Genomic DNA, 22,287 nt, shown 5'->3' with positions numbered 1-22,287 from the left:
CCCGTCGCCCGTTCCTCACTTCGCCTCGGCGTAGTGGTCGACGAGCGCGACGGTGAGCGGGAAGTCGACCGGGAACTCCCCGAAGAGGAGGCGCCCCGCCTCCGCCGCGGCCGCGCGGACCTCGTCGGCCACCGCCTCGGCGAGCTCGGCCGGCGCGTGCACGACGACCTCGTCGTGGAGGAAGAACACGAGGTGCGCCCGGTCGGCGAACGGCGCGGGCGCGGCGCCCGGGGTCGATGCGACGGGCAGGTCCCACAGCCTGCGGCGGATCGAGGCGAGCCAGCACAGCGCCCACTCGGCCGCCGTGCCCTGCACGACGAAGTTCCGCGTGAAGCGCCCCCACGCCCGGGTGTACGACCGGGCACGCGCCTGCGCGTCCGCGCCCGTCCGGCCGCTCTCGACGTCCACCGCGCCGCCCTCCTCGACCGCGTAGGCACCCTCCTGGGCCGCCTGCCACGACTCGCCGGGTCGTGGCGAGCTCCGCCCGAGGAGGGTCGACACGACCTCGCCACGCTCGCCGGCCTGCGCGGCGCGCTCCACGAGGCCGATCGCGTCGGGGAACGCCTTCGCGAGCCGCGGCAGGACGAGCGCGCTGTCGCCCGTCGTCCCCCCGTACATCGCGCCGAGCATGCCGACCTTCGCGTGGTCGCGCGTCGCGACGGCTCCCGAGGCGACGATGCCCGCGTACATGTCGCCCCCGCGCCCCGCCGCCGCCATGCGCTCGTCGTGCGCGAGCCCGGCCAGCACGCGCGGCTCGAGCTGCGCGGCGTCGGCGACGACGAGCTTCCAGCCCGGGTCGGCGACGACCGCGCGGCGCACCTGCTTGGGCAGCTGCAGCGCCCCGCCGCCGCTCGACGACCACCGGCCCGTGACGACGCCGCCCACGACGTACTCGGTGCGGAACCGCCCGTCGTGGACCCAGGTGTCGAGCCAGGACCAGCCGTTCGCGGTGAGGAGCCGCGAGAGCTTCTTGTACTCGAGCAGGGGCTCGACGACGGGGTGGTCCGTGCGCTCGAGCTCCCACTTGCGCAGCGACCGCACGCCGACTCCCGCGTACTGGAGCGCCTTGAGCAGGTCCGGGTGCGAGTCCGGGTTGAGGGTCGGCGGCGCGTCGAGGGCCGCGCGGATGCGCGCGACCAGGTCCTCCATGAGCGCGGGGCGCTCGCCGGGACGCGGGCGTGGGCCGAGCGCGTCCGTGAGGATCGCGTCGTGCACGTCGGCGCGCCACGGGACGCCCGCGTGGTGCATCTCCGCCGCGACGAGCGCGCCCGCCGACTCGGCGGCGAGCAGCATGCGCAGCCGCCCCGGTCCGTCGGGGCCCTCACAGCCCGCGACCGCGGCGAGCTGGTCGCGCAGCTCCGCCACCGTGTCGAGCTCGACGCGGGGCGCGGCCTGCGGCCCGAGCTCGAACAGGCCGACGGGACGCGGCACCGCCGTCGGCTCAGGGCCGGCCGGGGCGGCGGCGAGCGCGTCCCACGGACCCGGCTCGCGCCGCGCGAGCGCCGAGCCCGCGGCGAGCTGCGAGCGGCGCAGCACGACGTGGGACAGGCGCAGGTCGTGCGACCGCTCGACGCGCCGGCCCTCGGCGAGGAGGCGTGGGTACCACCGGTTCGTGTCGTCCCACGTCTCACGGACGGGTTCCGCGGGGCCGTCGACGACGTGCTCGACCCGGCCGTGCTCGGGCGACCCGACGTGGACGGCGTAGGTGCTCATGCGCGCACCGCCCGCTGGTCCGGCCGGAGCTCGCGGGACGAGCCCACGACCCGCGCGAGGGCGCGACCCCGCGCGGCGACGAGCGCCGCCCGCAGGAGGCGCGCGGCGTCAGGCTCGTGGGCGACGAGCGCGACCGCACCCGCGAGGGTCGGGGCCCCGAGGTCGTCCGCGGTCCGCGCCGCGCGGGCGAGGGCGGCCCCCTGGTGCGGGCTGAGGTGCCGACGGCCGGTCGCCGCGAGCGCCACGGCGGCGTCGAGCACCGTGGCGCACACGTCCTCGACAGGTCGCGGCGGCGCGACCTCGCGCACGTGCGTCGTCGCGCGTCCCCGCAGCGCACGGACGCGCGCGCGGAGCCTCGTCCACGCGGTCGACCAGGTGCGGTGGTCGTACGCGGGCGTGAGCGTCGGCACGACGAGCCCGAGCCCTCCACCGGGCCGCTCGACGAACAGGCCGACGGCCTCGGCCCCGCCGGACTCGAGGTCGTGCTCGACCGCGACGGCGACGAGCCGGCGGTTCCCCGCCGCGACCCCGAGCAGGGTGTCGCAGGCCTGCTCGTCCGCCGCGTCGACGCGCACGACGGTCGGCGTGCCGTCCGCCGCGACGAGGGTCCAGGTGATCTCCTGCGCGACCTCGTCGACGCCGACGGGGCCCGCGTCCCGGACCATGACGACCCGCACCACGGCCGGCCGACGGCCGAAGCCCACCTCGGCGCGCGCGTCGGTCTCCGCGGTCCGCTCGGCGACGTCGCGCAGCGCGTCGGCGGTCAGCGTCCCGAGCGGTTCCACGACCGGGCCCTCGCCGGGCCGCAGCGCCCCGGCGCGCTCGGTCGCCCCGCGCAGGCCGAACGGGCCGCGGCACAGCGCCTCCACCGAGCGCCCCCAGACGAGCGGGAGGTCCCACGAGCGGCGGAACGTCGGGTCGGCACCGGGCGGCCGTCCGGTCGTGACCGTTCGCGTCCGGCCCTCCGCGACGTCCCACACGTGCACGGTGACGCCCCGCGCCCCCGACGCCGCGACCCACCAGCGCGCCCCGAGCGGGACGAGGTGCGGCAGGTCCGTCACGCGCTCGTCGGGCGCCGCGGCGTCCGGCGCGGGCTCGGCCCGCACGAACGCCCAGAGCTCGGCCAGTGCGAGCAGGCACTCCGTCTCGTCCACGGCGTCGCGGCGGTCGGCGAGCGCCTCGAGCCGACCGAGCGCCGACGTCACGAGCCGTTGCACCGCGGGCCGGCGCCCCAGCCGGGCGAGGACCCCGGCGCCGCGCAGCTCCTCCAGGTCGTCGCGGCCGAGGTGCGAGAGCCCGACGTCGAGGACCCGCTCGACCGCGCGCGCGACCTCGTCGGCGACCGTCCGGGCGTCGGGGACCCCCGCGGAGCGCGGCGCGGCGGCAGCCGTCTCCTCGGGCCACGGCCACACACGGCCGTGCGCGTCCCAGACTCGGGCGAGCGCCTCCAGGCGCCACCGTCGGTCGTCCGCCGCGCGCGGCGTCGGGGAGGCGACGCGTTCGCGCTCGACGAGCATGCCGGCGAAGCCCGCCCCCGCGACGTAGGTGACGCGCGGGGCGTCGGGCCAGGAGACCACCAGGCGAGGACCGTCCACCGTCACGTCCGTCGCGCCCCCGCGCGTCGGCGTCTCCGCCCGTTCCCGCATCTCCCGGGCGAGCGCGCGCACGACGGCGGCGCCGGCGGTGCGGTGCACGGCAATCGGGTCCAGCGCGAGGATCTCGCCCAGCGGGTCGGCCCTCGGCCCGGGGCCGGGGCCGGCATCGGCATCGGCATCGGCGTCGGCGTCGGCGTCGGCGTCGGCGTCGGCGGGAGTGTCCGCCGTCGGTCGCACCACCGCCGCGCCGTCGCCGACCGCCGCGACCGGCTCCACCTGCTCGGTCGCCGCATCGGCCACCGACTCGGCCGTCGCCTCGCGCGCCCACAGGCACGCGGCCACGACGTGCTGGCACGCGCCGGGCGTCGGGCACGCGCATCGTGCACCCGCAGGGCCGCGCGCGTCGAGCTCGACGCGCGCGCCCCCGACCGACAGCACGGCCCCGTCCGCGCGCTGCTCGAGCACCTCGACCTTGCCCGCGGCGACGTCTTTGCGCGCCCGACGGACCAGGCCGGCGTTGGCGAGCGTGGCGAGCGCGGCGTCGTCGTACCCCGCGTACACCGCCGCCCACAGGCCGGGACCGGTGGTGCCGCTCACGGGAGCACCTCCCCCAGCCACTCGGCGAAACGCTCCGGGGTGAGGGCCGCGATCTCCATGCCCTGCTCCGCGAGCCGCCGGGCGACACCTCGGTCGTACGCGGGATTCGCCTGGCCGTCGAGGGCGGCCAGGCCGAGCAGCCGCACGCCGGACGCGTGCAGCCGCCCGACGCTCGCCACGAGCTGCGACACGGAGCCGCCCTCCTCGAAGTCGGTCACGAGCGCCACGACGGTCCGGCGTGGGTCGCGCACGTGCTGCTCCGCGTAGCGCACCGCGCGCGCGATGTCCGTGCCGCCGCCGAGCTGCGCCGTGAGGAGCACCGTCACGGGGTCGTGCGCGAGGTGGGACATGTCGACGACGGACGTGTCGAACAGGACGAGCCGCACCGTGATGCCGGGCAGCCCGGCGAGGATGCCGGCGCTCACCGCGCTGTACAGCACCGACGAGGCCATCGAGCCGGACTGGTCGACGAGCAGCACCACGTCGTACGACAGCGCGCGACGGCGCCGCGCCGAGAAGCGGAGGTCCGTGACGAGCAGGCGCCGCGTCTCCGGGTCCCAGCGCCCGAGGTTCGCGCGCACGGTCGCGGCCGCGTCGAACGTGCGGCTCGAGCGCACGAACGATCGACGCGAGCGGTCGCGACGCCCGTCCACGGCCGTCTCGAAGCGGGGCCGCAGGCGCTTCACGACGTCCTCCACGACGCGCGCGACGAGCCGCTTCAGACCGTCCTGCACGCCGGGCCCCAGCCGTCCCCGGGCGCGCAGCAGCGCGGACGCGAGCTCCGTGCTCGGCTCCACCGCGTCGACCGCGCGGGGGTCCGCGAGCAGCTCCGTCATCCCGTACCGGCCCACGGCCTCGACCTGCATGCGCTCGAACGTCTCGCGCGGGAACAGCTCGCGCGCCGACTCGAGCCAGTCCAGGCCCGCGACGACCGAACCCCCGCGCCCCCCGCCGCCGCGCCCGGGACGGGAGTCGTCGCCGTCGCCGTGCCGGTGCCCACGCGCGGTGTACTCCCGGTCGTACAGGTGGCCGAGCGTCCGGTCGAGGCCCTGGTCCTGCGGCGCGACGGGCAACGTGTCAGCCGCGTACCGGCCGAGCACGAGCCGCCACCGACGCGCGGCCTCCTGATCGTCCGCACGGCTCCCGGCAGGTTCTCCCGCGCCGCGTCCGGAGCCGTCGCGCGGGGTCCCGGCCGACGTCGCGTCCGGCACGTCCGCCGTGCCGACGCCCGCGGCCGTCACGACGCTCCCCCGCCGACCCAGGCACCGAGGCCGTCGCGCTCCAGCACCGCGACGAGCTCGCGCTCGACGAGCAGCCCCGCCCGCAGGTCGTCCTCGGTCACGTCGACGTGCCGGTCGAGCGCGGCAGCGCTCGTCCCGGTCCGCGCGGCGACGCGCTCCGCGAGGCGGTGCGTCTCCGTCGGCCGCAGCCACGTGAACGCCCGGCGCAGGTCCGGCAGCACGGCACGGAACGCGTCCTCGTCCAGGCCGCGCAGCCCGTCGTCGACCGCGTCGAACATCTCGGGGGTGTGGAGCAGGAGGTCGGGCGCGGCACGCATCACCCCGGCGAGGAACGCCGTCGCCGCCACCGGGTCCGCACCGGGCGCGAGGTGCGCCCGGACCCGCGTGACGAGACCGTCGCCGCCGGGTTCGTCGTCCAGCTCGTCGTCGACGGCGGCGAACGCCGTGAGCGCGCCGCGCACCGCGGGCGACGCGTCGCCGTCCTCCCGCACGTGCGCGAGCGCCCGGGCGACGGACTCCGCCGCCGAGCCGGTGCCGTCACGACCCGCGTCGCGCAGGTCGCGGACCAGGGAGCGCAGCGCGACGAGGCTCGTCAGCGCGTCGTCCTGCGTCGCCTCGTCGGCGGCCGCGAGGTCGGGCACGAGGTAGGCCGCGGTAGCGAGGCCCTGCTCCGCGAGGTCGAGCAGGGCCGCGGCGCGCTCGCCGAGCTCGAGCTCGGCGCGGGCGCGCCAGAGTCCGACGAGGCGCCGCATGCCGGCCACCACCGAGGCGAGGGACGGGTCGACGTCGAGCGTGGAGCGGACGAGCGCGACGAGCGGAGGCAGCCGGTCGGGCAGGCCCACCACGACGCACTGCGCGACGAGCCGCGCCACCGCGTCGCTCGACCGCTCCTCGCGGGCTCGGTCGCGTGCGTCGTCGAGCAGCGCCACGGCGACCGCCTCGAGCGTCGCCCCCCGGTGAGAGAGCTCGACGAGCCGCGCCTCCACGAGCGGCGTCCACGCGTACTCCCACTCCTCGAGCACGAGGCCGAGACCGCGCCCGGCGACGTGGTCCGGGCCGGAGACGCGGCGCGCGAACCCCAGGTCGAGGAACGCGCACAGCGCGAGGAACCGGCGCCGGTCGCGGTGCGCGGCCCGGCGGCGCGCGTCGAGCCGGACGGTGCGCGGCACGGAGTCGGACACGTCCAGGCGCAGGGCCCGCGCGCGCGAGCGCGCCTCCTCCACGAGCGGCGGGGCCGCGCCCCCGGGCGGCACGTCGCCGAGCGCGCGCCCGGCGAACACCTCCGCGACCGCGAGCCCGAGGGGCCGGTCGCCCGCCGCGTCGAGGTCGTCGGCGTCCTTGACGTAGCAGGACGTGATCGCGTCGAGCAGGTCGGTGCGGCACGGCCAGGGCCGCTCGCGCAGCGCGGCCAGCCGGTGCGCGTGCTCGACGGCGGCCTGGGACTGCGCGACGCTCACGAGCGCGCCGCGGGCGCTCGCCCCGCGTCCGACGTCCACGAGGACGCCGTTCGCCGCGCCCGCGGGACCGCCCGCGTCGTGGTGCGCGGCCCAGAGCCGGTCGTAGTACCCGGGTGTCGGCATGCCGGCGCCGTAGCCGTGCAGCGCGTCGAGCCGCTCGTCGTCGTACCGGACGAGCCACGCGGGGGCGTCGGCCAGGTCGCCGTACCCGCCCTCCGGGCGGCGCGCGACGACGGCCTCGCCGTGCTCGCTCCCGGTCAGCGCCTCGACGAGGGCGAGAGTGTGGAACGCGCCCGTCACGACGACGACCGGCCCTTCCGCGCGCGCCGCGTGCTCGGCGACGCGCGTCGACATGCGCGCCTCCCGGTCGAGCGACCCGTCGGCAAGAAGCACCTCGTCCTCGTAGTCGAGGCGCGCGAGGGCCGCCCACGCGAACACGTCGTCGGTGAGCTCGCGCCAGTCGCGCAGGCGTGCGGTGTCCCGTGCCTCGAACAGGTGATCCCACAGCTCGTCGTGGTCGCGGCACCCGAGACGCTCCGCGAGGCGGGCGACCGTGCGGGAGTGCGCGAGGTGCCGCTCCGCGAGGACCGTGCGCGCCGTCGGGTCGTCGTGCTCGTCATCCTCGCCCGGCCCCCGCGCCGCCCACGGAGAGTCGACGAACGCGACCTGGGCGCCGAGGGCGTGCCCCGCCCGGAGCGCGACCCACTCGGGCGAGTACCGCGCGAGCGGATAGAAGCCCGCGCCGCCTCGCGCCCCGTCCGTGGGGTCGCCGGCGAGGCTGAGGACGGCGACCGGCGGGACCGTCCGCTCGTCGAGCAGCGCGGGCAGCAGCCGCGTGTACTCCTCCGGCCCCTCGACGAGCACGACCGCGGGGCGGACCTCCTCGATCAGGGCCGCCACGGCGACCGCGCACGCGGGGCTGTGATGGCGCACGCCGAAGAGGTGCACGCCGTCGCGCTCGCGCAGGGCCGCCAGGTCCTGCGCCGCCTGCCGCAGCCGGGGCGGCGCGGCGTCCCACGCCGCGCGCAGGCCTACCGCCACAGGTCGCCCGCCGCGGTGAGGAAGTCCTTCCAGCGCGCGTCGGACCGCGCGCGCTCGCGCACGACGTTGTCGACGTAGTGGCGCAGGCGGCGCGCGTCCTCCTCGTCGCCCTTGAGCGCGACGCCGCCCACCTGGCGCGCGACCTGGCCCGCGGTCACCGTGCCGTCGCCGAGGTACCGCGCCTCGAGCGACGCGGCGACCGCGACGTTCACGGCCTCGGCCGTCGACATCACGGTCTCGGGCCGCTTGACCGGGGCGCCGCTCGCCGTCGTGCCCGTGCGCAGGTCCTGGAAGACCGTGACGAGCACCTCGAGCACGTCACGGTCGAGCCGCGGGCGCTCCGGGGCCGGGCCGAGCTCGGCCGTGAGCCGGCTCTCGACGAGCTCCATCTCGAACGCGCGGTCGCGGATGGGCGCGACGGTCTCGAAGTTGAAGCGACGCTTGAGGGCCGCCGACATCTCGTGGACGCCGCGGTCGCGCAGGTTCGCCGTTGCGAACACGTTGAAGCCGGGACGCGCCGCGACGCGTGCGTCGGCGCCGAGCTCGGGGACCATGAGCTGCTTCTCCGAGAGCACGGACACGAGCGTGTCCTGGATCTCGGGCGCGCAGCGCGTGATCTCCTCGAACCGCGCGACGCGACCGCTCTCCATCGCCCGGAAGACGGGCGACGGCACGAGCGAGCGCTCGCTGGGTCCCTCGGCGATGAGCAGGGCGTAGTTCCACGAGTAGCGCACGTGGTCCTCGCTCGTACCCGCGGTGCCCTGGACCGTGAGGGTCGACGTGCCGCTGGCGGCGGCGGCCAGCAGCTCGGACAGGAGCGACTTCGCGGTGCCCGGCTCGCCGACGAGCATGAGCCCCTGGCGGCCCAGCAGCGACACGACCGCGCGGTCGACGAGCGGGTCGTCGCCGAAGAACTTGCGGCTCACGCCCAGCTCGGCGTCGCCCACCACGAACGCGCGCACCGCGCGAGGGCTCAGCCGCCACCCGGGCGGGACGTCGGCGCCGCGCCGCGCGTCCGCCGCGGCGAGCGCCGCGAGCTCGTCGGCGTACCGGACCTCGGCGGGCGGCCGCAGCTCGCCCGGCACCCCGGCCGCGACCTGCGCGTCACCGGTCGTCGTGCTCGTCACCCGGGCTCCTCCTTCGTCGGGTCGTGGGCGCCGTGCCCGTGGTCCTGCAGGTCAGCGTAGGAGCCGCGTCCCACACGACGGGCGGTGCGGGCGCCCTCACCCGGCGCCCGCACCGCGCCGTGCCGGTCGGCCCTGGTGCGGGCCGCCCGGCACGGTCAGTACTGGCTCTTGCGCTCCCAGTCGGGGTCGAAGACGCCCGCACCGGCGACGGCGACGTAGTCGCGGTACGCCTCCGCGACGAGCACGGGCGGGAGGTCCGCGATGCGCGCGTTCCCGCGACCCGACCCGCGGCCGGTCCGCTCGAACGTCAGCGCGGTCACCGCGGCCGCGATGTTCTCCTCCGGGACGAACGACCCCGTGAACTCGATCTGCACGACGATCCCCGCGCTCGCGAACGACTTCGTGTACGCGCTGAACCACCCGGCGTCCTCGGCCTGGGAGCGCGTGTAGCCGCGCTTGGTGGCACGCCCGCGGATGGAGAAGCTGTCGGAGAACCAGCCCTTGTGGTCGTCGATCGCCGTCGCGCCGGCGGGGACGTCGGGCGTTGCGACGTCGAGCTGCGCGAAGAGCGGCGTGACCTCAAAGTCCGCGAGGTGCGCCGACCACGCGGCCGTCGCGTCCGGACCGAGCAGCACAGCGTGCGCGATCCCGACCGTCGACCCCGCGCCGAGCTCGACGTCCTCGTCGTCCGCGTCGAGGAGCGCGCCGCCGTCGGGGCGGAACGGGCGTGCCGCGTCCGTGCCGGGGTTCTCGACCCACACGAGCCGCTCGACGAGCCGCGACATCAGCGGGTGGCCGAGCAGGTACTCCTGCCACTCCTGCGCGGTCCACGTCCGGCCCACGCACATCGCCTCGTAGAGCCGCTGCGTCTGGAGCGCGACGACCGCCTTGAGCTCCTTGCGGCTCGCCGTGAGCTGCTTCTTCGCGGCCGAGACGAGCTCCGGGTCGTCCTGCGCCCGCGCGGCCGGGAGCGCCTTGACGACCTTGCCGGCGTCGCTCGTGAGCTCGAGCGTGAACGCGGGCGTGATGCGCCCGACGTACTCGCGCGACCCGAGGTCGAGGTGGAGCAGGCCGTCGTCCTCGAAGCCCGCCGTCTGGACCGTCCGGTCCGCGAGCTGATCCGCCGTCCAGCCACGCCGGTCCGCGAGCTCGGCCGCGAGGCGCTGCGCCGTCTCCTGCACGGTCGCCTGCCGGAAGCGGCGCGAGACGGCGAGGAGCTCCTGGATCGCGGCCGGCTGTCCGTTCGCGGCGAGCGCCTGGACGAGCGCCTCGGTCTGCGCCCGGCGGCCGACGTGCGCCTTCGCGTAGCGCTGGAACGTCGCGGCGAGCTCGCCGCCCGGCATCGCGACCGTGAGCGCGAGCATGCCCTTGTCCTTGACCGCCGAGCCGACGTAGGTCGCCTGGTGCTCCCGGTACAGGTCGCGGTGGTGGTCCTCGACCGTCTTGGACGCCTCGACCGAGTAGTACTCCGGCGAGCGCTTGGCCCACGCCTGGTACTGGTCGTACCGCTGCTGGGCACCGGCCGTCGCGTGCGCCTCGCTCTCCTGCGCCGACGGGTTGCGCGTGTCCTGCGCGACCCACGCGGCCAGCACGTAGCTGCCGAGGCGCGCCCGGTCCTCCTCCTGGAGGAGGGACAGGTACCGCTCGAGGAGCCCCGCGCCGCTCGGGTCCTTGAGCTTGACCGCGAGCACGACCCACCAGCGCAGGATCGTCGGGTCCACCGGTGAGCCGTCCGCCGCCCAGCGCGCGTCCGGCAGGGAGCCCAGGTCGAACCACGCCATGCTCACCGGGGCCTTGGAGCGCAGCCCCTTGGTCGCCTCGGCGAGCAGCAGCGCGGGCGCGAGGTCGACCGAGATGTCCTCGCCGAGGCTCTCGAGCGACGTGAGGAGCGCCGCGCGGACGACCTCGCTGCGCTCCTTCGCGAGCGCGGCCCGGAGCGCGGGGACCGCGTCGGCGTCACCGAGCCGGGCGAGCCACTCCGCCGCGGTGCGGCGCACCTCGGACCGGCCGTTCCCGAGCCCCTGCTCGGCGAGCCCCCGCACGCCGGGGTGCGTGCTCAGCGCCGCCTGTGCCGTCGCGCGGTAGGTGCGGCCCTCGCCGAGGGCGAGCTCGGTCAGTCGCGGCAGGAACCGGCGCGGGACGTGCGGGAGCTGCGCGAGCACCGCGAGCGCCCGTGCGAGCTTCGTCGTGCCGTAGGTGCGCTCGCGGTCGTCGAGCGCCGCGGCGAGCCGGTCGAGCCGCCCCGCGTAGTACGGCCACGCGTTCTCGGGCGTCACCGTGTCCATGGCCCACCACGTCGAGAAGTACAGCTCGTCGATCAGCGCCTCGGAGTCGTCGCGACCGATGCGCCGCAGCGCCTCGTCGAGGACGCGCAGGTCGACGTCGAGCATGTCGCCCTCGTTGAGCCGGTACCAGCCGAACCGCTCGCTGTGGCCGCGCGCCTCGTTCGCCTGGAGCCGCAGCCGGTGCAGGAGGGTGATGCCCGGCAGGCGCGAGAAGACGCCCGGTGCGGACAGCCGGCGCATCGCGACGCCGCCCGGGCGGCGCGTGCTCGTCCCGGACAGGAACGCGGCGAAGATCCGGAGGTCGTCGTCGGTGATGCCGGGAAGCTCCTTGAGGTCCTGCTCGACGGCCTGGCGACGCCAGCGCGGCCACCCGTCGTCGCCCTTGCCCTTGCCGGGGTGGGCCGCCTGCTCGGCGCGGGCACGCTCGAGGGCGGTGTCGATCGCGGCCCGCGCGGCCTGCACGAACTCGTCGCCGAGCACCGTCTCCGGCAACGGCTCGTAGGGCGGGACGTCGATGGTGGGCTCGTCCTCCTGCGCGGCGTCGAGCACGCGCGCACGCTCGACGGTGTCGCGCAGGAGCGTCGCGCGCGCGCCGGTCGACTGCTCGGCGGCCCGCTCGAGGTCGGCCAGCCCGCCGTCGACCTGCGCGAGGCGCGTCACGACCGTCCCGAGCCGGGACGGCGGGAGGGCCGTGAGGAGCGGGGTGAGGATCTCGCGCTGACGCTCGCCCGGGAGCTGCGCGACGGCGGCCACCGCAGCCTCGCGCACGCCCTTGCTCGTGTCCGCCGCGAGCCGCGCCAGGAGCGGGGCGAGCGCGTCCGTCGCCGCCGGGTCGGGCGCCAGGAGCTCGACCAGCTCCGTCCGCCCCGCGGCGCTCACACCCGGCAGGGCTTGGGTCGCCACGTCGACGTGCGCGACCACGAAGTCGCGCGCCGGGCCGCCGAGCAGCGCCGGGCCGAGGTGCCGCGACGCCCAGCCCGACGACGTCGGGCGCTCGAAGAGCTCGCGCAGCACGACCGCCGGCGCGTCGGCCTCCGGCACGCCGCCCTCGACCGCGAGCGCCACCAGCAGGTCCGGCGTCCAGCGGTCGGGTGCCTGCTTGCCGTTCTTGCCCTTGCGGCGGTCGTTCGCGCGCCGCGACATGTCGTTGACCAGCACCGTCAGCCAGCGCGGGTCGGTCGGGCGCTCACGGTCGACCTCCGACGACACGGCGCTGAGCACCCGACCGAGCCGCACGAGCTCGGGGATCGTCACGGAGTCGCTCAGCGTGTAGAGGTTGGACCGGGCCGTCACGGCCTTCGCGGACGTCCAGCCCGGCACCGCGGCCTTGAGTCGCTCGTCCTGCGCGGGCGTCGTCCACGAGTAGATCCCGGACTGGCCCGGCCGCCCCAGCAAAGCCTCGACGTCACCGCCGCGCAGCGCCTCGAGCTCCAGCAGGACCTCAGGCCCCTCGCCCCGGTGCACGTACGCGACCGCGCGGTCCGCGAGCCCCGGCGACTCGACGGCGAGCACCTTCAGCGCGTCGACGAGCCGAGCGCTCGGGCGGCCACCTCCCGCCTGCTCCTCGTCGCGTCGGAACAGACCCTTGACCTTCTCGAGCACCCTCTACCTCACCGTCACGTCGTCGCTGCTGGTGCGGCAGATGCTAGGGGCGGGCGCCGACACGCCGCCCGCGCGGCTCAGGGACAGGTCACCCGGCGGAAGGCGTCCGGGTCGTCCAGGGGGAACCGGTAGCACACCTCCTGGCCCACGTTCCCTGTGGCGACCCCGAAGAAGTCGAGCTCCGGTCGCGTGTACCGCACGACCACCGAGTCGTCGTCGACCGTGACGACCTCACCGTCCTCGACGTCGTCGACCCCGCCGAGGAGCAGCTCGTTCCGGTCCAGGTCCGCGAGCTTCCACGCCCAGCGCGGACCGTTCTGCCAGATGCCGCGGGCGAGACCTGCCGCCACCACCGCGACGACCACCACCACGATCACGACGCCGTACCGCTTCTTGTGGGCCACCGCGTCAGACTGCCATCGCAGTCCGCCGGTCGGCCACGCCAGGCGTGGGCCGTGAGCGCGACGTCGGACGTTCGCCGTCGTTCTCGAGGGCGACGTCTCGCGTACCCGCCACGACGTGCGCACGAGTCCTACGGTCGGGGTGGGCCCGGAGGGACTCGAACCCCCGACATCCACGGTGTAAGCGTGGCGCTCTAACCAGCTGAGCTACAGGCCCTGGAACAGCGGAGCACAGCCTACCGGGTCGGCACCCCGCCACCGGCCACGCCTGGGGCGCGATGCCCGGACCTGACAACCCGACGCAAAGAACCGCCGTCGGCATCCGCTCGGCGACGGCAGCGGCGCCGCCGCGGCGAGCCCGCGTCAGAGCTGTTCGAGCGCCCGCCGGTAGCCCTCGAGGTCGCGACGCTGCCCGCGCGGGTTGACGACCGACCAGCGCACGATCCCGTCGGCGTCGAGCAGGAACGAGCCGCGCAGGGCGAGCCCGTTCTCCTCGTCCAGCACGCCGTAGGCCCGGGCGACGTCGCCGTGGGGCCAGAAGTCGGAGAGGAGGTCGAACTCGAAGCCCTCCTGGGCCGTCCACGCCTTCTGCGCGAACACCGAGTCGCACGAGATGCCCAGCAGCGTCACGCCGGCTGCCTCGAAGTCCTCGAGGTTGTCCCGCAGCTCGCACAGCTCGCCCGTGCAGATGCCGGAGAACGCGAACGGGTAGAACACGAGGAGCACCGGCCCGCCGCGCAGGTCGGCGAGGTGCACGGGCGTGCCGTGCGTGTCGGGAAGCGTGAAGTCGGGTGCGGGGTCGCCCGGCCCGGGCGGCGTGGCCCGGACGTCGGCGACGCCCTCGTCAGCGACCGCGGCCACGGGTCCCGAGCTTCGTCGCGGACCAGTCGGGCGCGATGGCGAACGTGCTCGTCGCGTGGAGCCCGGCCGTGGTCGCGGCCTCCTGGATGTCGTTGTGGCCCACGTGCCCGGACCGGCCCGGCTTGGGCGTGAACACCCAGATGAGGCCGCCGTCGTCGAGCACGGTCTGGACGTCCACGAGCAGGTCGGTGAGGTCGCCGTCGTCCTCGCGGAACCAGACGATCACGCCGTCCGTGACGTCGTCGTAGTCCTCGTCGACGAGCTCTCCGCCGACGAGCTGCTCGAGCTCACCGCGCAGGTCGTCGTCGACGTCCTCCGACCAGCCGAACTCCTGCACCACGTTGCCGGGCGCGAACCCCAGGCGGTCCGCCCCGAGGGGCCCTGCGGTGTCGGTCACTGTCGTGTCGTTCCTTTCCTCGTCCTGTGCGTCCGTGCGGCGGGCCACCGACGCGCGGGCGGACGCCCGCGCGCACGACGACCTGCCGTGTCTGGCAAAGGTAGCCCACCGGAGGATCCGTTGCTTGGCAAGGTGCCCGCCACGGACACCCGGTCCGGCACGTGGTGCCCGGCCCACCGGCGGGCACCGCACCCGCACGACGCCGGGACGCCTCCCCTCCGGTTCGTGTCGCCGAAATCACGCCCTCTTGACCACCCGATGGTGTGACTTACGCGCGCGTTGTGAACACAATGGGTAGACCACCCTGGTCTCGTGAAGAGGCGCGGTCGCCACCAGCGGCCGCGGCCGCGTGCCCGGAGTGGCCCCGAGACGGGTGTCGGCCGTGTACCGCGCGGCCGTGCGCCCGGCATCCGACGAGATATGAGGTTGCTGGTGGCTTCGTACGACGAGACCGGACCGCTGATCAACGGTCTGCTCAGCCAGGTTCCGGACTTCGACCCCGCCGAGACCGGCGAGTGGGTCGAGGCCCTCGACGGCCTGATCGACGACCGCGGGGGCCCGCGCGCCCGCTACGTCCTGCTGAACCTGCTCAAGAGGGCCCGGGAGCGCAACGTCGCCGTCCCGACCTCCTTCACCACGCCCTACGTGAACACGATCGGTGTGCACGAGGAGCCCTACTTCCCCGGCGACGAGGCGCTCGAGCGCCGCTACCGCTCGTGGATCCGCTGGAACGCGGCGGTCATGGTGACGCGCGCGCAGCGCCCCGGCATCGGCGTCGGCGGCCACATCTCCTCCTACGCGTCGGTCGCGACGCTGTACGAGGTGGGCCTCAACCACTTCTTCCGCGGCAAGGACCACCCCGGCGGCGGCGACCAGGTCTACTTCCAGGGCCACGCCTCCCCCGGCGTGTACGCGCGCGCGTTCCTCGAGGGCCGCCTCTCGGCGGACCAGCTCGACGGGTTCCGCCAGGAGAAGTCGCACCCCGGCGGCGGCCTGCCGTCGTACCCGCACCCGCGCCTCATGCCCGACTTCTGGGAGTACCCCACGGTCTCCATGGGTCTCGGCCCGGCGAGCGCGATCTACCAGGCGTGGACGGACAAGTACCTGCACAACCGTGGCATCCGTGACACGGAGCAGCAGGACGTGTGGGCGTTCCTCGGCGACGGCGAGATGGACGAGCCGGAGTCGCGCGGCATGCTCCAGCTCGCGGCGCAGCAGCAGCTCGACAACCTGACGTTCGTCGTGAACTGCAACCTCCAGCGCCTCGACGGCCCGGTGCGCGGCAACGGCAAGATCATCCAGGAGCTCGAGGCGCAGTTCCGCGGCGCGGGCTGGAACGTCATCAAGGTCATCTGGGGCCGCGAGTGGGACGTCCTGCTCAACGCGGACAAGGACCGCGCCCTGGTCAACCTCATGAACGTCACGCCCGACGGCGACTACCAGACGTACCGTGCGGAGTCCGGCGCCTTCATCCGCGAGCACTTCTTCGGCCGCGACCCGCGGACCAAGCAGCTCGTCGAGAACATGACCGACGACGACATCTGGAACCTCAAGCGCGGCGGCCACGACTACCGCAAGATCTACGCGGCCTACGCGGCGGCACGTGCCCACACGGGCCAGCCGACCGTGATCCTCGCGCACACGGTCAAGGGCTACGCCCTCGGCCCGACGTTCGCGGGCCGCAACGCGACGCACCAGATGAAGAAGGTCGGCCTGGCCGACCTCAAGGCGCTGCGCGACTCGCTGCGCATCCCGATCACGGACGAGGAGCTCGACGCCAACCCGTACGAGCCCCCGTACTACCACCCGGGCGCCGACGCCCCGGAGATCCAGTACCTCCTGAACCGCCGTCAGCAGCTGGGCGGGTTCGTCCCCGAGCGCCGCTCGTCGCCCAAGCCGATCGCGCTCCCGGGCGACAAGGCCTACGAGATCCTCAAGAAGGGCTCGGGCCAGCAGGAGATCGCCTCCACGATGGCCTTCGTCCGGCTCCTCAAGGACCTCATCAAGGACAAGGAGTTCGGCAAGCGCATCGTGCCGATCATCCCGGACGAGGCGCGCACGTTCGGCCTGGACTCGATCTTCCCGTCGGCGAAGATCTTCAACACCCAGGGCCAGCACTACCTCGCCGTGGACCGCGAGCTCATGCTGAGCTACAAGGAGTCCGAGGCCGGCCAGATCATGCACACCGGCATCAACGAGGCCGGTTCCGCGGCCGCGTTCCAGTCGGTCGGCACGTCCTACGCCACGCAGGGCGAGATCATGGTGCCGTTCTACATCTTCTACTCGATGTTCGGCTTCCAGCGCACCGGCGACCAGTTCTGGGCGGCGGGCGACCAGCTCACGCGCGGCTTCATCATCGGCGCGACCGCGGGCCGCACGACCCTGACCGGTGAGGGCCTGCAGCACGCCGACGGCCACTCGCCGCTCATCGCGGGCACGAACACGGCCATGGTCCAGTACGACCCGGCGTACGGGTACGAGATCCGCCACATCGTGCGTGACGGCATCGAGCGCATGTTCGGCCCCGGCGAGCACGGGGTGGGCGCGGACGGTCGCGACCAGAACGTCATGTACTACCTCACGGTGTACAACGAGCCGATGGTCCAGCCGGCCGAGCCGGAGGACGTGGACGTCGAGGGCATCCTCAAGGGCATCCACCGCATCTCCGTCGGCGAGGGCGACGGGCCGCGTGCCCAGATCCTCGCCTCGGGCGTGGGCGTCCCGTGGGCGCTGGAGGCGCAGCAGCTCCTCCACGACGACTGGGGCGTGGCGGCCGACGTGTGGAGCGTGACGAGCTGGAACGAGCTGCGCCGCGACGGCCTCGCCGCCGACCAGGCCGCGTTCCTCGACCCGTCCGCCGAGCCGCGCGTCGCGTACGTGACCGAGAAGCTGTCCGGTGCCGAGGGCCCGTTCGTCGCCACGAGCGACTACGACCACCTCGTCCCCGACCAGATCCGCAAGTGGGTCCCGGGCGACTACGAGGTGCTCGGCGCCGACGGCTTCGGGTTCTCGGACACGCGCGCGGCGGCCCGCCGTCACTTCAAGATCGACGGCCCGTCCGTCGTCGTGCGCACGCTCCAGGCGCTCGCCAAGCAGGGCAAGGTCCCCGCGGACGCGTCCGCCCAGGCGATCGAGAAGTACCGCCTCATGGACGTCACCGCCGGCACCTCCGGCAACGCGGGCGGCGAGGCCTGACGGCCCCCGCCCGGTAGCACGACGACGGCCGGTCACCCCGCGGGGTGGCCGGCCGTCGTCGTGCGGGCAGTCGGGCGGCCCGACGGCGCACCAGCGGTCCCGCCGCGTCCTCGCCCGGGCGGGCCGTCAGGTCCCGGCGCGGTGCTGCTCGGCCTGCGCGACGGTGCGCTCGAGCTCGGCGTGCAGGGCGGCCACGCCCTCCGGGTCGCCGTACTCGACCAGCGACGCGAGGTGGTGCCGCGCCTCCAGCGGCCGGTCGGCCTCGATCGCCGCGAGAACGAGCTGGCGCCCGACCTCCGGCTCGTGCTCGCGCGCGCGCCAGTGCCCGACGCCCAGGCCCAGCGCCTCGACGGGCAGGCCCGCCGTGCGCAGCACCTCCATCGACTGCGCGAGCGCGCGGCCGGACGGGTCGCGCTCCGCGGCCGTCGCGAACCGGCGCAGCGCGGCCTCCTGGTCGTCCTCGAGGGACAGGCGCCCGAGCTCGACCAGCGGGTACCACCCCTTGGGGTGCCCGGCGAGCTCCTCCGCGAGCGCCCACACCGCCAGGTCGGCGGCGCGCTGCTTCTCCGTCTCGTCCGCGGGGGCGGCGAGCGGGTCGTCCGTAGCCGGGCCCTCTGCGGCGCGGCGCCGGACCAGCTCGGCGAGCGCACGGAACGCGCGCTCGTCGTTGGGGTCGTCGACGAGCATCGCCCGCAGCGCGTCCTCGTGGACCGTGTCCCCGCGCTTCTCCCCGGACCGCGGGCGGCGCGTGCCGACGGTCGACGCGGACGTCGGCCGACGCATGAGCTGTCGAAGTCGGGGCATGAGGGCCATGTCCCGACCCTAGCGGGTCGTCCGGACGCTCACCCAGCGGCCGGGGGTAGAGCGAGGTCGGGCGCCGCGGGGACAGACGCCTTTGTGGACTGTCCACAACCACGGACCGTATGCTCGGCGCGTGACGGCCACCCCCAGGACGCCTTCGAGCGCGTCCGCCCCGAGCGGCCCGACGGGCAACGCGGACAACCTCCAGCGCCTGCGCGACGGGAGCGGCCTGCTCATGTCGGCCGCGCTGCGACGCCTCGACGACGAGATCCCGTGGTACCGCGAGCTGCCGGCCGAGGACCGCTCGTACGTGGGGCTCGTGGCGCAGTCCGGCATCACCGCGTTCGTCACCTGGTACGCGGACCCGCTGGCCCCGCCGCACGGCGTGAGCGACATCTTCGCGGCGGCCCCGCCGGAGCTGACGCGCTCGATCTCGCTCCAGAACACGCTCCAGCTCGTCCGCATCGTCGTCGAGGTCGTGGAGGCGTACTCCGACCAGCTCGCGGCCCCGGGGGGCGAGCGCGACCTGCGGGAGGCGGTCCTGCGCTACTCGCGCGAGGTCGCGTTCTCCGCGGCCGAGGTCTACGCGCGCGCCGCGGAGGTGCGCGGCGCGTGGGACGCGCGCCTCGAGGCCCTCGTCGTCGACGCGCTGATCCGTGGCGACGGCGACGACTCGCTGCGCTCGCGCGTCTCAGCGCTCGGCTGGGGCGGGCACGGCCCGACCCTGGTCATGGCGGGCACGATCGCCTCGACGCTCGACGAGGTGCGCACGGCCGAGCTGCGGCGGGCGACACGCCGCGCGGCGGGTGACGCGCTCGTCGGCATCCACGGCGACCGCCTCGTCCTGGTGCTCGGCGGGGAGGGCGACCTCCAGGCCGCGGCGGCCTCGCTCCTGCCGCGGTTCGGGCCCGGTCCCGTCGTCATCGGCCCCACCGTCCCCGGCCTGGAGGAGGCGGCGCGCTCGGCCCAGGCGGCGCTCGCGGGCCTGCGCGCCGCGCCGGCGTGGCCCCAGGCCCCGCGCCCGGTCCTCGCTGACGACCTGCTCCCCGAGCGCGTGCTCACGGGCGACACGACGGCGCGGCGCACCCTGGTCGCGCAGGCGTACCGGCCGCTCGCGGAGGCGACGGGCTCCGTGCTCGAGACGCTGTCGGCGTACCTCGGCACGGGGCGGTCGCTGGAGGCGGCGGCCCGGTCGCTGTACGTGCACCCGAACACCGTGCGCTACCGCCTGCGCAAGGTCTCCGAGATCACCGGCTGGGACCCGCTCGACGCGCGCGAGTCGTTCGTCCTCCAGGTCGCGCTCGCGCTCGGCCAGCTCTCCACGACGCGCTGAGCCCGCGTCGGCGCCGGGAGCGGCCGTCGCACCGGACCGTCGCACTCTTGTAGGTTCGGCACAATCACCCTCCGCAAGGTTGGTGCGGGTCGTGACGTGGCCTGGAAGCCTCGGGTTGGCACAGTTGACGGGTGCTCGCCGTCTTGTGCCCTGGACAGGGCTCCCAGTCCCCCGGAATGCTCGCCCCCTGGCTCGAGCTGGCCGGCCTCGCCGACCAGGTCGCCGCGTTCGGCGAGGCCGCGAGCCTCGACCTGCGCGCGCACGGGACGGAGTCCGACGCCGAGACGATCCGTGACACCGCGGTCGCCCAGCCGCTCATCGTCGCGTCGTCCCTGGTCGCACTGCGGGCGATCCTCGACGGCCGCGACACCGCGGACGTCGTCGACGTGACCGCGGGCCACTCGGTCGGCGAGCTCGCCGCCGCCGCGGTCGCGGGCGCGCTGACCGACGTCGGCGCGGTCGGGCTCGTCGCGCACCGGGCGCGCGCGATGGCCGCGGCCGCCGCCGCGACGCCCACGGGCATGAGCGCCGTCGTCGGGGGCGACCCCGAGGAGGTGCTCGCCGCGATCGAGGCAGCGCACCTGTGGCCCGCCAACGTCAACGGCGGCGGTCAGGTCGTCGCCGCGGGGGCGCTCGACCACCTGGCGGCCCTCGCCGAGAACCCGCCCGCCAAGGCGCGCGTCATCCCGCTCCAGGTCGCCGGGGCGTTCCACACCCCGTTCATGCAGCCCGCGCTCGAGGCGTTCGAGCCCGTGGCCGCGTCGTGGGACGTCGCCGACCCGCGCCTGCCGTTCCTCTCGAACGCCGACGGCGAGTCGTACGGGACGATCGACATCGAGGGGAGCACGTTCGGCAAGGCGCGCGACGTCGTCCGGCGCCTCACCGCGCAGATCGCCGCGCCCGTGCGCTGGGACCTGTGCCAGGAGACGCTCGCGGAGCTCGGTGTCACCGCGATCCTCGAGCTCGCGCCCGGCGGCGTCCTCACGGGCCTCGCGCGCCGCACGCTCAAGGGCGTGGAGTCCGTGGCCGTGAAGTCGCCCGACGACGTCGAGGCGGCCCGCGACCTGATCGCCCGACACTCCGTCGTCGGCGGCGCGGCGAAGACCTCCGTCCCCGCCGGGGACGACGCGTGAGCGGCGTGACGCTGCGCCAGGCCACGGGCCCGGCGCACTCGCGGATCCTCGCGATCGGCGGTGTGCGGGGCGAGAACGTCGTCACGAACGACGACATCGCCGGTCCGATCGACTCGTCGGACGAGTGGATCCGCCAGCGCACCGGCATCGTCACGCGCCGCCGCGCCGGGGCCGACGTCGACGTGCTCGACCTGTCCGAGGCGGCGGCGCGCGACGCCCTCGCCCGCGCGGGGCTCCAGGGTGCCGACGTCGACGCCGTCATCGTCTCCACGGTCACGTACTTCCACCAGACGCCCGCGGCCGCCGCGGTGCTCGCCGAGCGCCTGGGGGCCACGCCCGCCGCCGCGTTCGACGTCTCGGCCGCGTGCGCGGGCTACGCCTATGCGATCGCGCAGGCCGACGCGCTCGTGCGCGCGGGCATCGCCACGCACGTGCTCGTCGTCGGCGCCGAGAAGATGAGCGACTTCATCGACCCGACGGACCGGTCGATCTCGTTCCTCCTGGGCGACGGCGCCGGCGCCGCGATCGTCGGACCGTCCGACACCCCGGGCATCGGCCCGACGGTGTGGGGCTCCGACGGCGGCAAGGCGCAGGCCATCCGCCAGACGCACGCGTGGTCGGACCTGCGCGAGGACCCCTCGCTCGGCTGGCCCACGCTGCGCCAGGACGGGCAGAGCGTGTTCAAGTGGGCAGCGTTCCAGATGGCGCCCGTCGCGGCCAAGGCCATGGCCGAGGCCGGGGTCGCCCCCGGCGACATCGGCGCGTTCGTGCCGCACCAGGCCAACATGCGCATCATCGACCAGATGATCAAGCAGCTCCAGCTCCCCGACACCGTCGCGGTGGCCCGCGACATCGCGGAGACCGGCAACACGTCGGCCGCCTCGATCCCGCTCGCCACGCGGCGTCTGCTCGACGAGGGCCAGGTCCGCTCCGGCGACCTCGCGCTCCAGATCGGGTTCGGCGCCGGGCTGGTCTACGCGGCGCAGGTGGTCGTCCTGCCGTAGGGGAGAATCACCCTGGACGGACGGCCGCCCTCCCCGCCGCGGGAGGACCCACGCCGTCGGCGGACCCGTCCGTCGCACGCACCGTCTACCGCTGTACCGCCCGGGACACCCACCGGGCACCGCCACCGGGACCGGTCGCCGCCGGCCCCACGACAAGGAGAAACCATGGCTTACACCGAGCAGGAAGTCCTCGCCGGCCTCGCCGAGATCGTCGCCGAGGAGACGGGTCTGCCGACCGACGCCGTCGCGCTCGAGAAGTCCTTCACCGACGACCTCGACATCGACTCGCTGTCGATGATGACGATCGTCACGCACGCCGAGGACAAGTTCGGGGTCCGCATCCCGGACGACGAGGTCAAGAACCTCACGACGGTCGGCGACGCCGTGTCCTTCATCACGGGCGCCCAGGCCTGAGCACGCCCCGCCTGCCCCGCAGGCCTGCGGGGCAGGCGGGGCGTGCTCAGGCCTGGGCGCCCGTGATGAAGGACACGGCGTCGCCGACCG

General features: G+C 75.3%; 15 protein-coding genes and 1 tRNA gene. 5 read left to right on the top strand and 11 right to left on the bottom strand.

Annotated features, from left to right (window positions below; translation table 11 throughout):
• Window positions 1-15 precede the first annotated feature (15 nt).
• The 10 genes from A0J59_RS09040 to A0J59_RS08995 all read right to left on the bottom strand — a co-directional run bounded on the left by A0J59_RS09040 (window position 16) and on the right by A0J59_RS08995 (window position 14,317).
• The gene (locus A0J59_RS09040; RefSeq protein WP_064315894.1) at window positions 16-1,713 is read right to left on the bottom strand and encodes a bifunctional 3'-5' exonuclease/DNA polymerase; all 1,698 of its coding nucleotides are present in this window, start codon (window positions 1,711-1,713) and stop codon (window positions 16-18) included.
• Window positions 1,710-3,905 (bottom strand): hypothetical protein, encoded by a 2,196-nt coding sequence (locus A0J59_RS09035; RefSeq protein WP_064315893.1) that lies wholly within the window; start codon window positions 3,903-3,905, stop codon window positions 1,710-1,712. Before A0J59_RS09035 ends, A0J59_RS09040 begins: the two co-directional genes overlap by 4 nt.
• Complete coding sequence (locus tag A0J59_RS09030; RefSeq protein ID WP_255365100.1) at window positions 3,902-5,146, bottom strand: VWA domain-containing protein; 1,245 nt, start codon at window positions 5,144-5,146, stop codon at window positions 3,902-3,904. Before A0J59_RS09030 ends, A0J59_RS09035 begins: the two co-directional genes overlap by 4 nt.
• Window positions 5,143-7,644, bottom strand: coding sequence for a DUF5682 family protein (locus A0J59_RS09025; protein ID WP_082918876.1), 2,502 nt, complete (start codon window positions 7,642-7,644; stop codon window positions 5,143-5,145). The genes A0J59_RS09030 and A0J59_RS09025 overlap by 4 nt, the downstream gene beginning before the upstream one ends.
• On the bottom strand, window positions 7,635-8,771 hold the full coding sequence (locus A0J59_RS09020) for an AAA family ATPase (RefSeq protein WP_064315892.1): 1,137 nt from the start codon (window positions 8,769-8,771) through the stop codon (window positions 7,635-7,637). Before A0J59_RS09020 ends, A0J59_RS09025 begins: the two co-directional genes overlap by 10 nt.
• Window positions 8,772-8,926: 155 nt before the next feature.
• A complete protein-coding gene (locus A0J59_RS09015; protein WP_064315891.1) occupies window positions 8,927-12,658 on the bottom strand; it encodes a DUF4132 domain-containing protein in 3,732 nt (1,243 codons plus the stop codon).
• A 77-nt stretch (window positions 12,659-12,735) separates the two neighbouring features.
• Window positions 12,736-13,062, bottom strand: coding sequence for a hypothetical protein (locus A0J59_RS09010; protein ID WP_053371211.1), 327 nt, complete (start codon window positions 13,060-13,062; stop codon window positions 12,736-12,738).
• 140 nt (window positions 13,063-13,202) lie between these two features.
• Window positions 13,203-13,276 (bottom strand) — tRNA-Val (locus tag A0J59_RS09005).
• A gap of 146 nt (window positions 13,277-13,422) precedes the next feature.
• Complete coding sequence (locus A0J59_RS09000; RefSeq protein ID WP_047234695.1) at window positions 13,423-13,920, bottom strand: peroxiredoxin; 498 nt, start codon at window positions 13,918-13,920, stop codon at window positions 13,423-13,425.
• Entirely contained in the window at window positions 13,904-14,317 is a 414-nt protein-coding gene (locus A0J59_RS08995) for a DUF3052 domain-containing protein (protein ID WP_047234694.1), read from the bottom strand. The genes A0J59_RS09000 and A0J59_RS08995 overlap by 17 nt, the downstream gene beginning before the upstream one ends.
• Window positions 14,318-14,749: 432 nt before the next feature.
• Between A0J59_RS08995 and aceE the strand changes: the two genes are divergently transcribed.
• Window positions 14,750-17,512 (top strand): pyruvate dehydrogenase (acetyl-transferring), homodimeric type, encoded by a 2,763-nt coding sequence (gene aceE, locus A0J59_RS08990; RefSeq protein WP_064315890.1) that lies wholly within the window; start codon window positions 14,750-14,752, stop codon window positions 17,510-17,512.
• 126 nt (window positions 17,513-17,638) lie between these two features.
• On the opposite strand, the gene A0J59_RS08985 is transcribed toward aceE, so the two are convergent.
• Window positions 17,639-18,325: a hypothetical protein gene (locus A0J59_RS08985; RefSeq protein ID WP_064315889.1), complete on the bottom strand. Its 687-nt coding sequence runs from the start codon at window positions 18,323-18,325 to the stop codon at window positions 17,639-17,641.
• A 121-nt stretch (window positions 18,326-18,446) separates the two neighbouring features.
• Between A0J59_RS08985 and A0J59_RS08980 the strand changes: the two genes are divergently transcribed.
• The 4 genes from A0J59_RS08980 to A0J59_RS08965 all read left to right on the top strand — a co-directional run bounded on the left by A0J59_RS08980 (window position 18,447) and on the right by A0J59_RS08965 (window position 22,197).
• Window positions 18,447-19,646, top strand: coding sequence for a CdaR family transcriptional regulator (locus tag A0J59_RS08980; protein WP_047234691.1), 1,200 nt, complete (start codon window positions 18,447-18,449; stop codon window positions 19,644-19,646).
• Between the two features lie 131 nt (window positions 19,647-19,777).
• On the top strand, window positions 19,778-20,779 hold the full coding sequence (locus tag A0J59_RS08975; protein ID WP_047234690.1) for an ACP S-malonyltransferase: 1,002 nt from the start codon (window positions 19,778-19,780) through the stop codon (window positions 20,777-20,779).
• Window positions 20,776-21,783, top strand: coding sequence for a beta-ketoacyl-ACP synthase III (locus A0J59_RS08970; protein WP_047234689.1), 1,008 nt, complete (start codon window positions 20,776-20,778; stop codon window positions 21,781-21,783). The genes A0J59_RS08975 and A0J59_RS08970 overlap by 4 nt, the downstream gene beginning before the upstream one ends.
• Window positions 21,784-21,948: 165 nt before the next feature.
• The gene (locus A0J59_RS08965) at window positions 21,949-22,197 is read left to right on the top strand and encodes an acyl carrier protein (protein ID WP_021482065.1); all 249 of its coding nucleotides are present in this window, start codon (window positions 21,949-21,951) and stop codon (window positions 22,195-22,197) included.
• Window positions 22,198-22,287: the final 90 nt, after the last annotated feature.

The sequence above is a fragment of the Cellulosimicrobium sp. I38E genome (assembly GCF_001647255.1).
Classification (GTDB): Bacteria; Actinomycetota; Actinomycetes; order Actinomycetales; family Cellulomonadaceae; genus Cellulosimicrobium; species Cellulosimicrobium cellulans_E.
The sequence above is the reverse complement of the archived record's forward strand: the minus strand, read 5'-3'. Positions and strand labels throughout refer to the sequence as shown.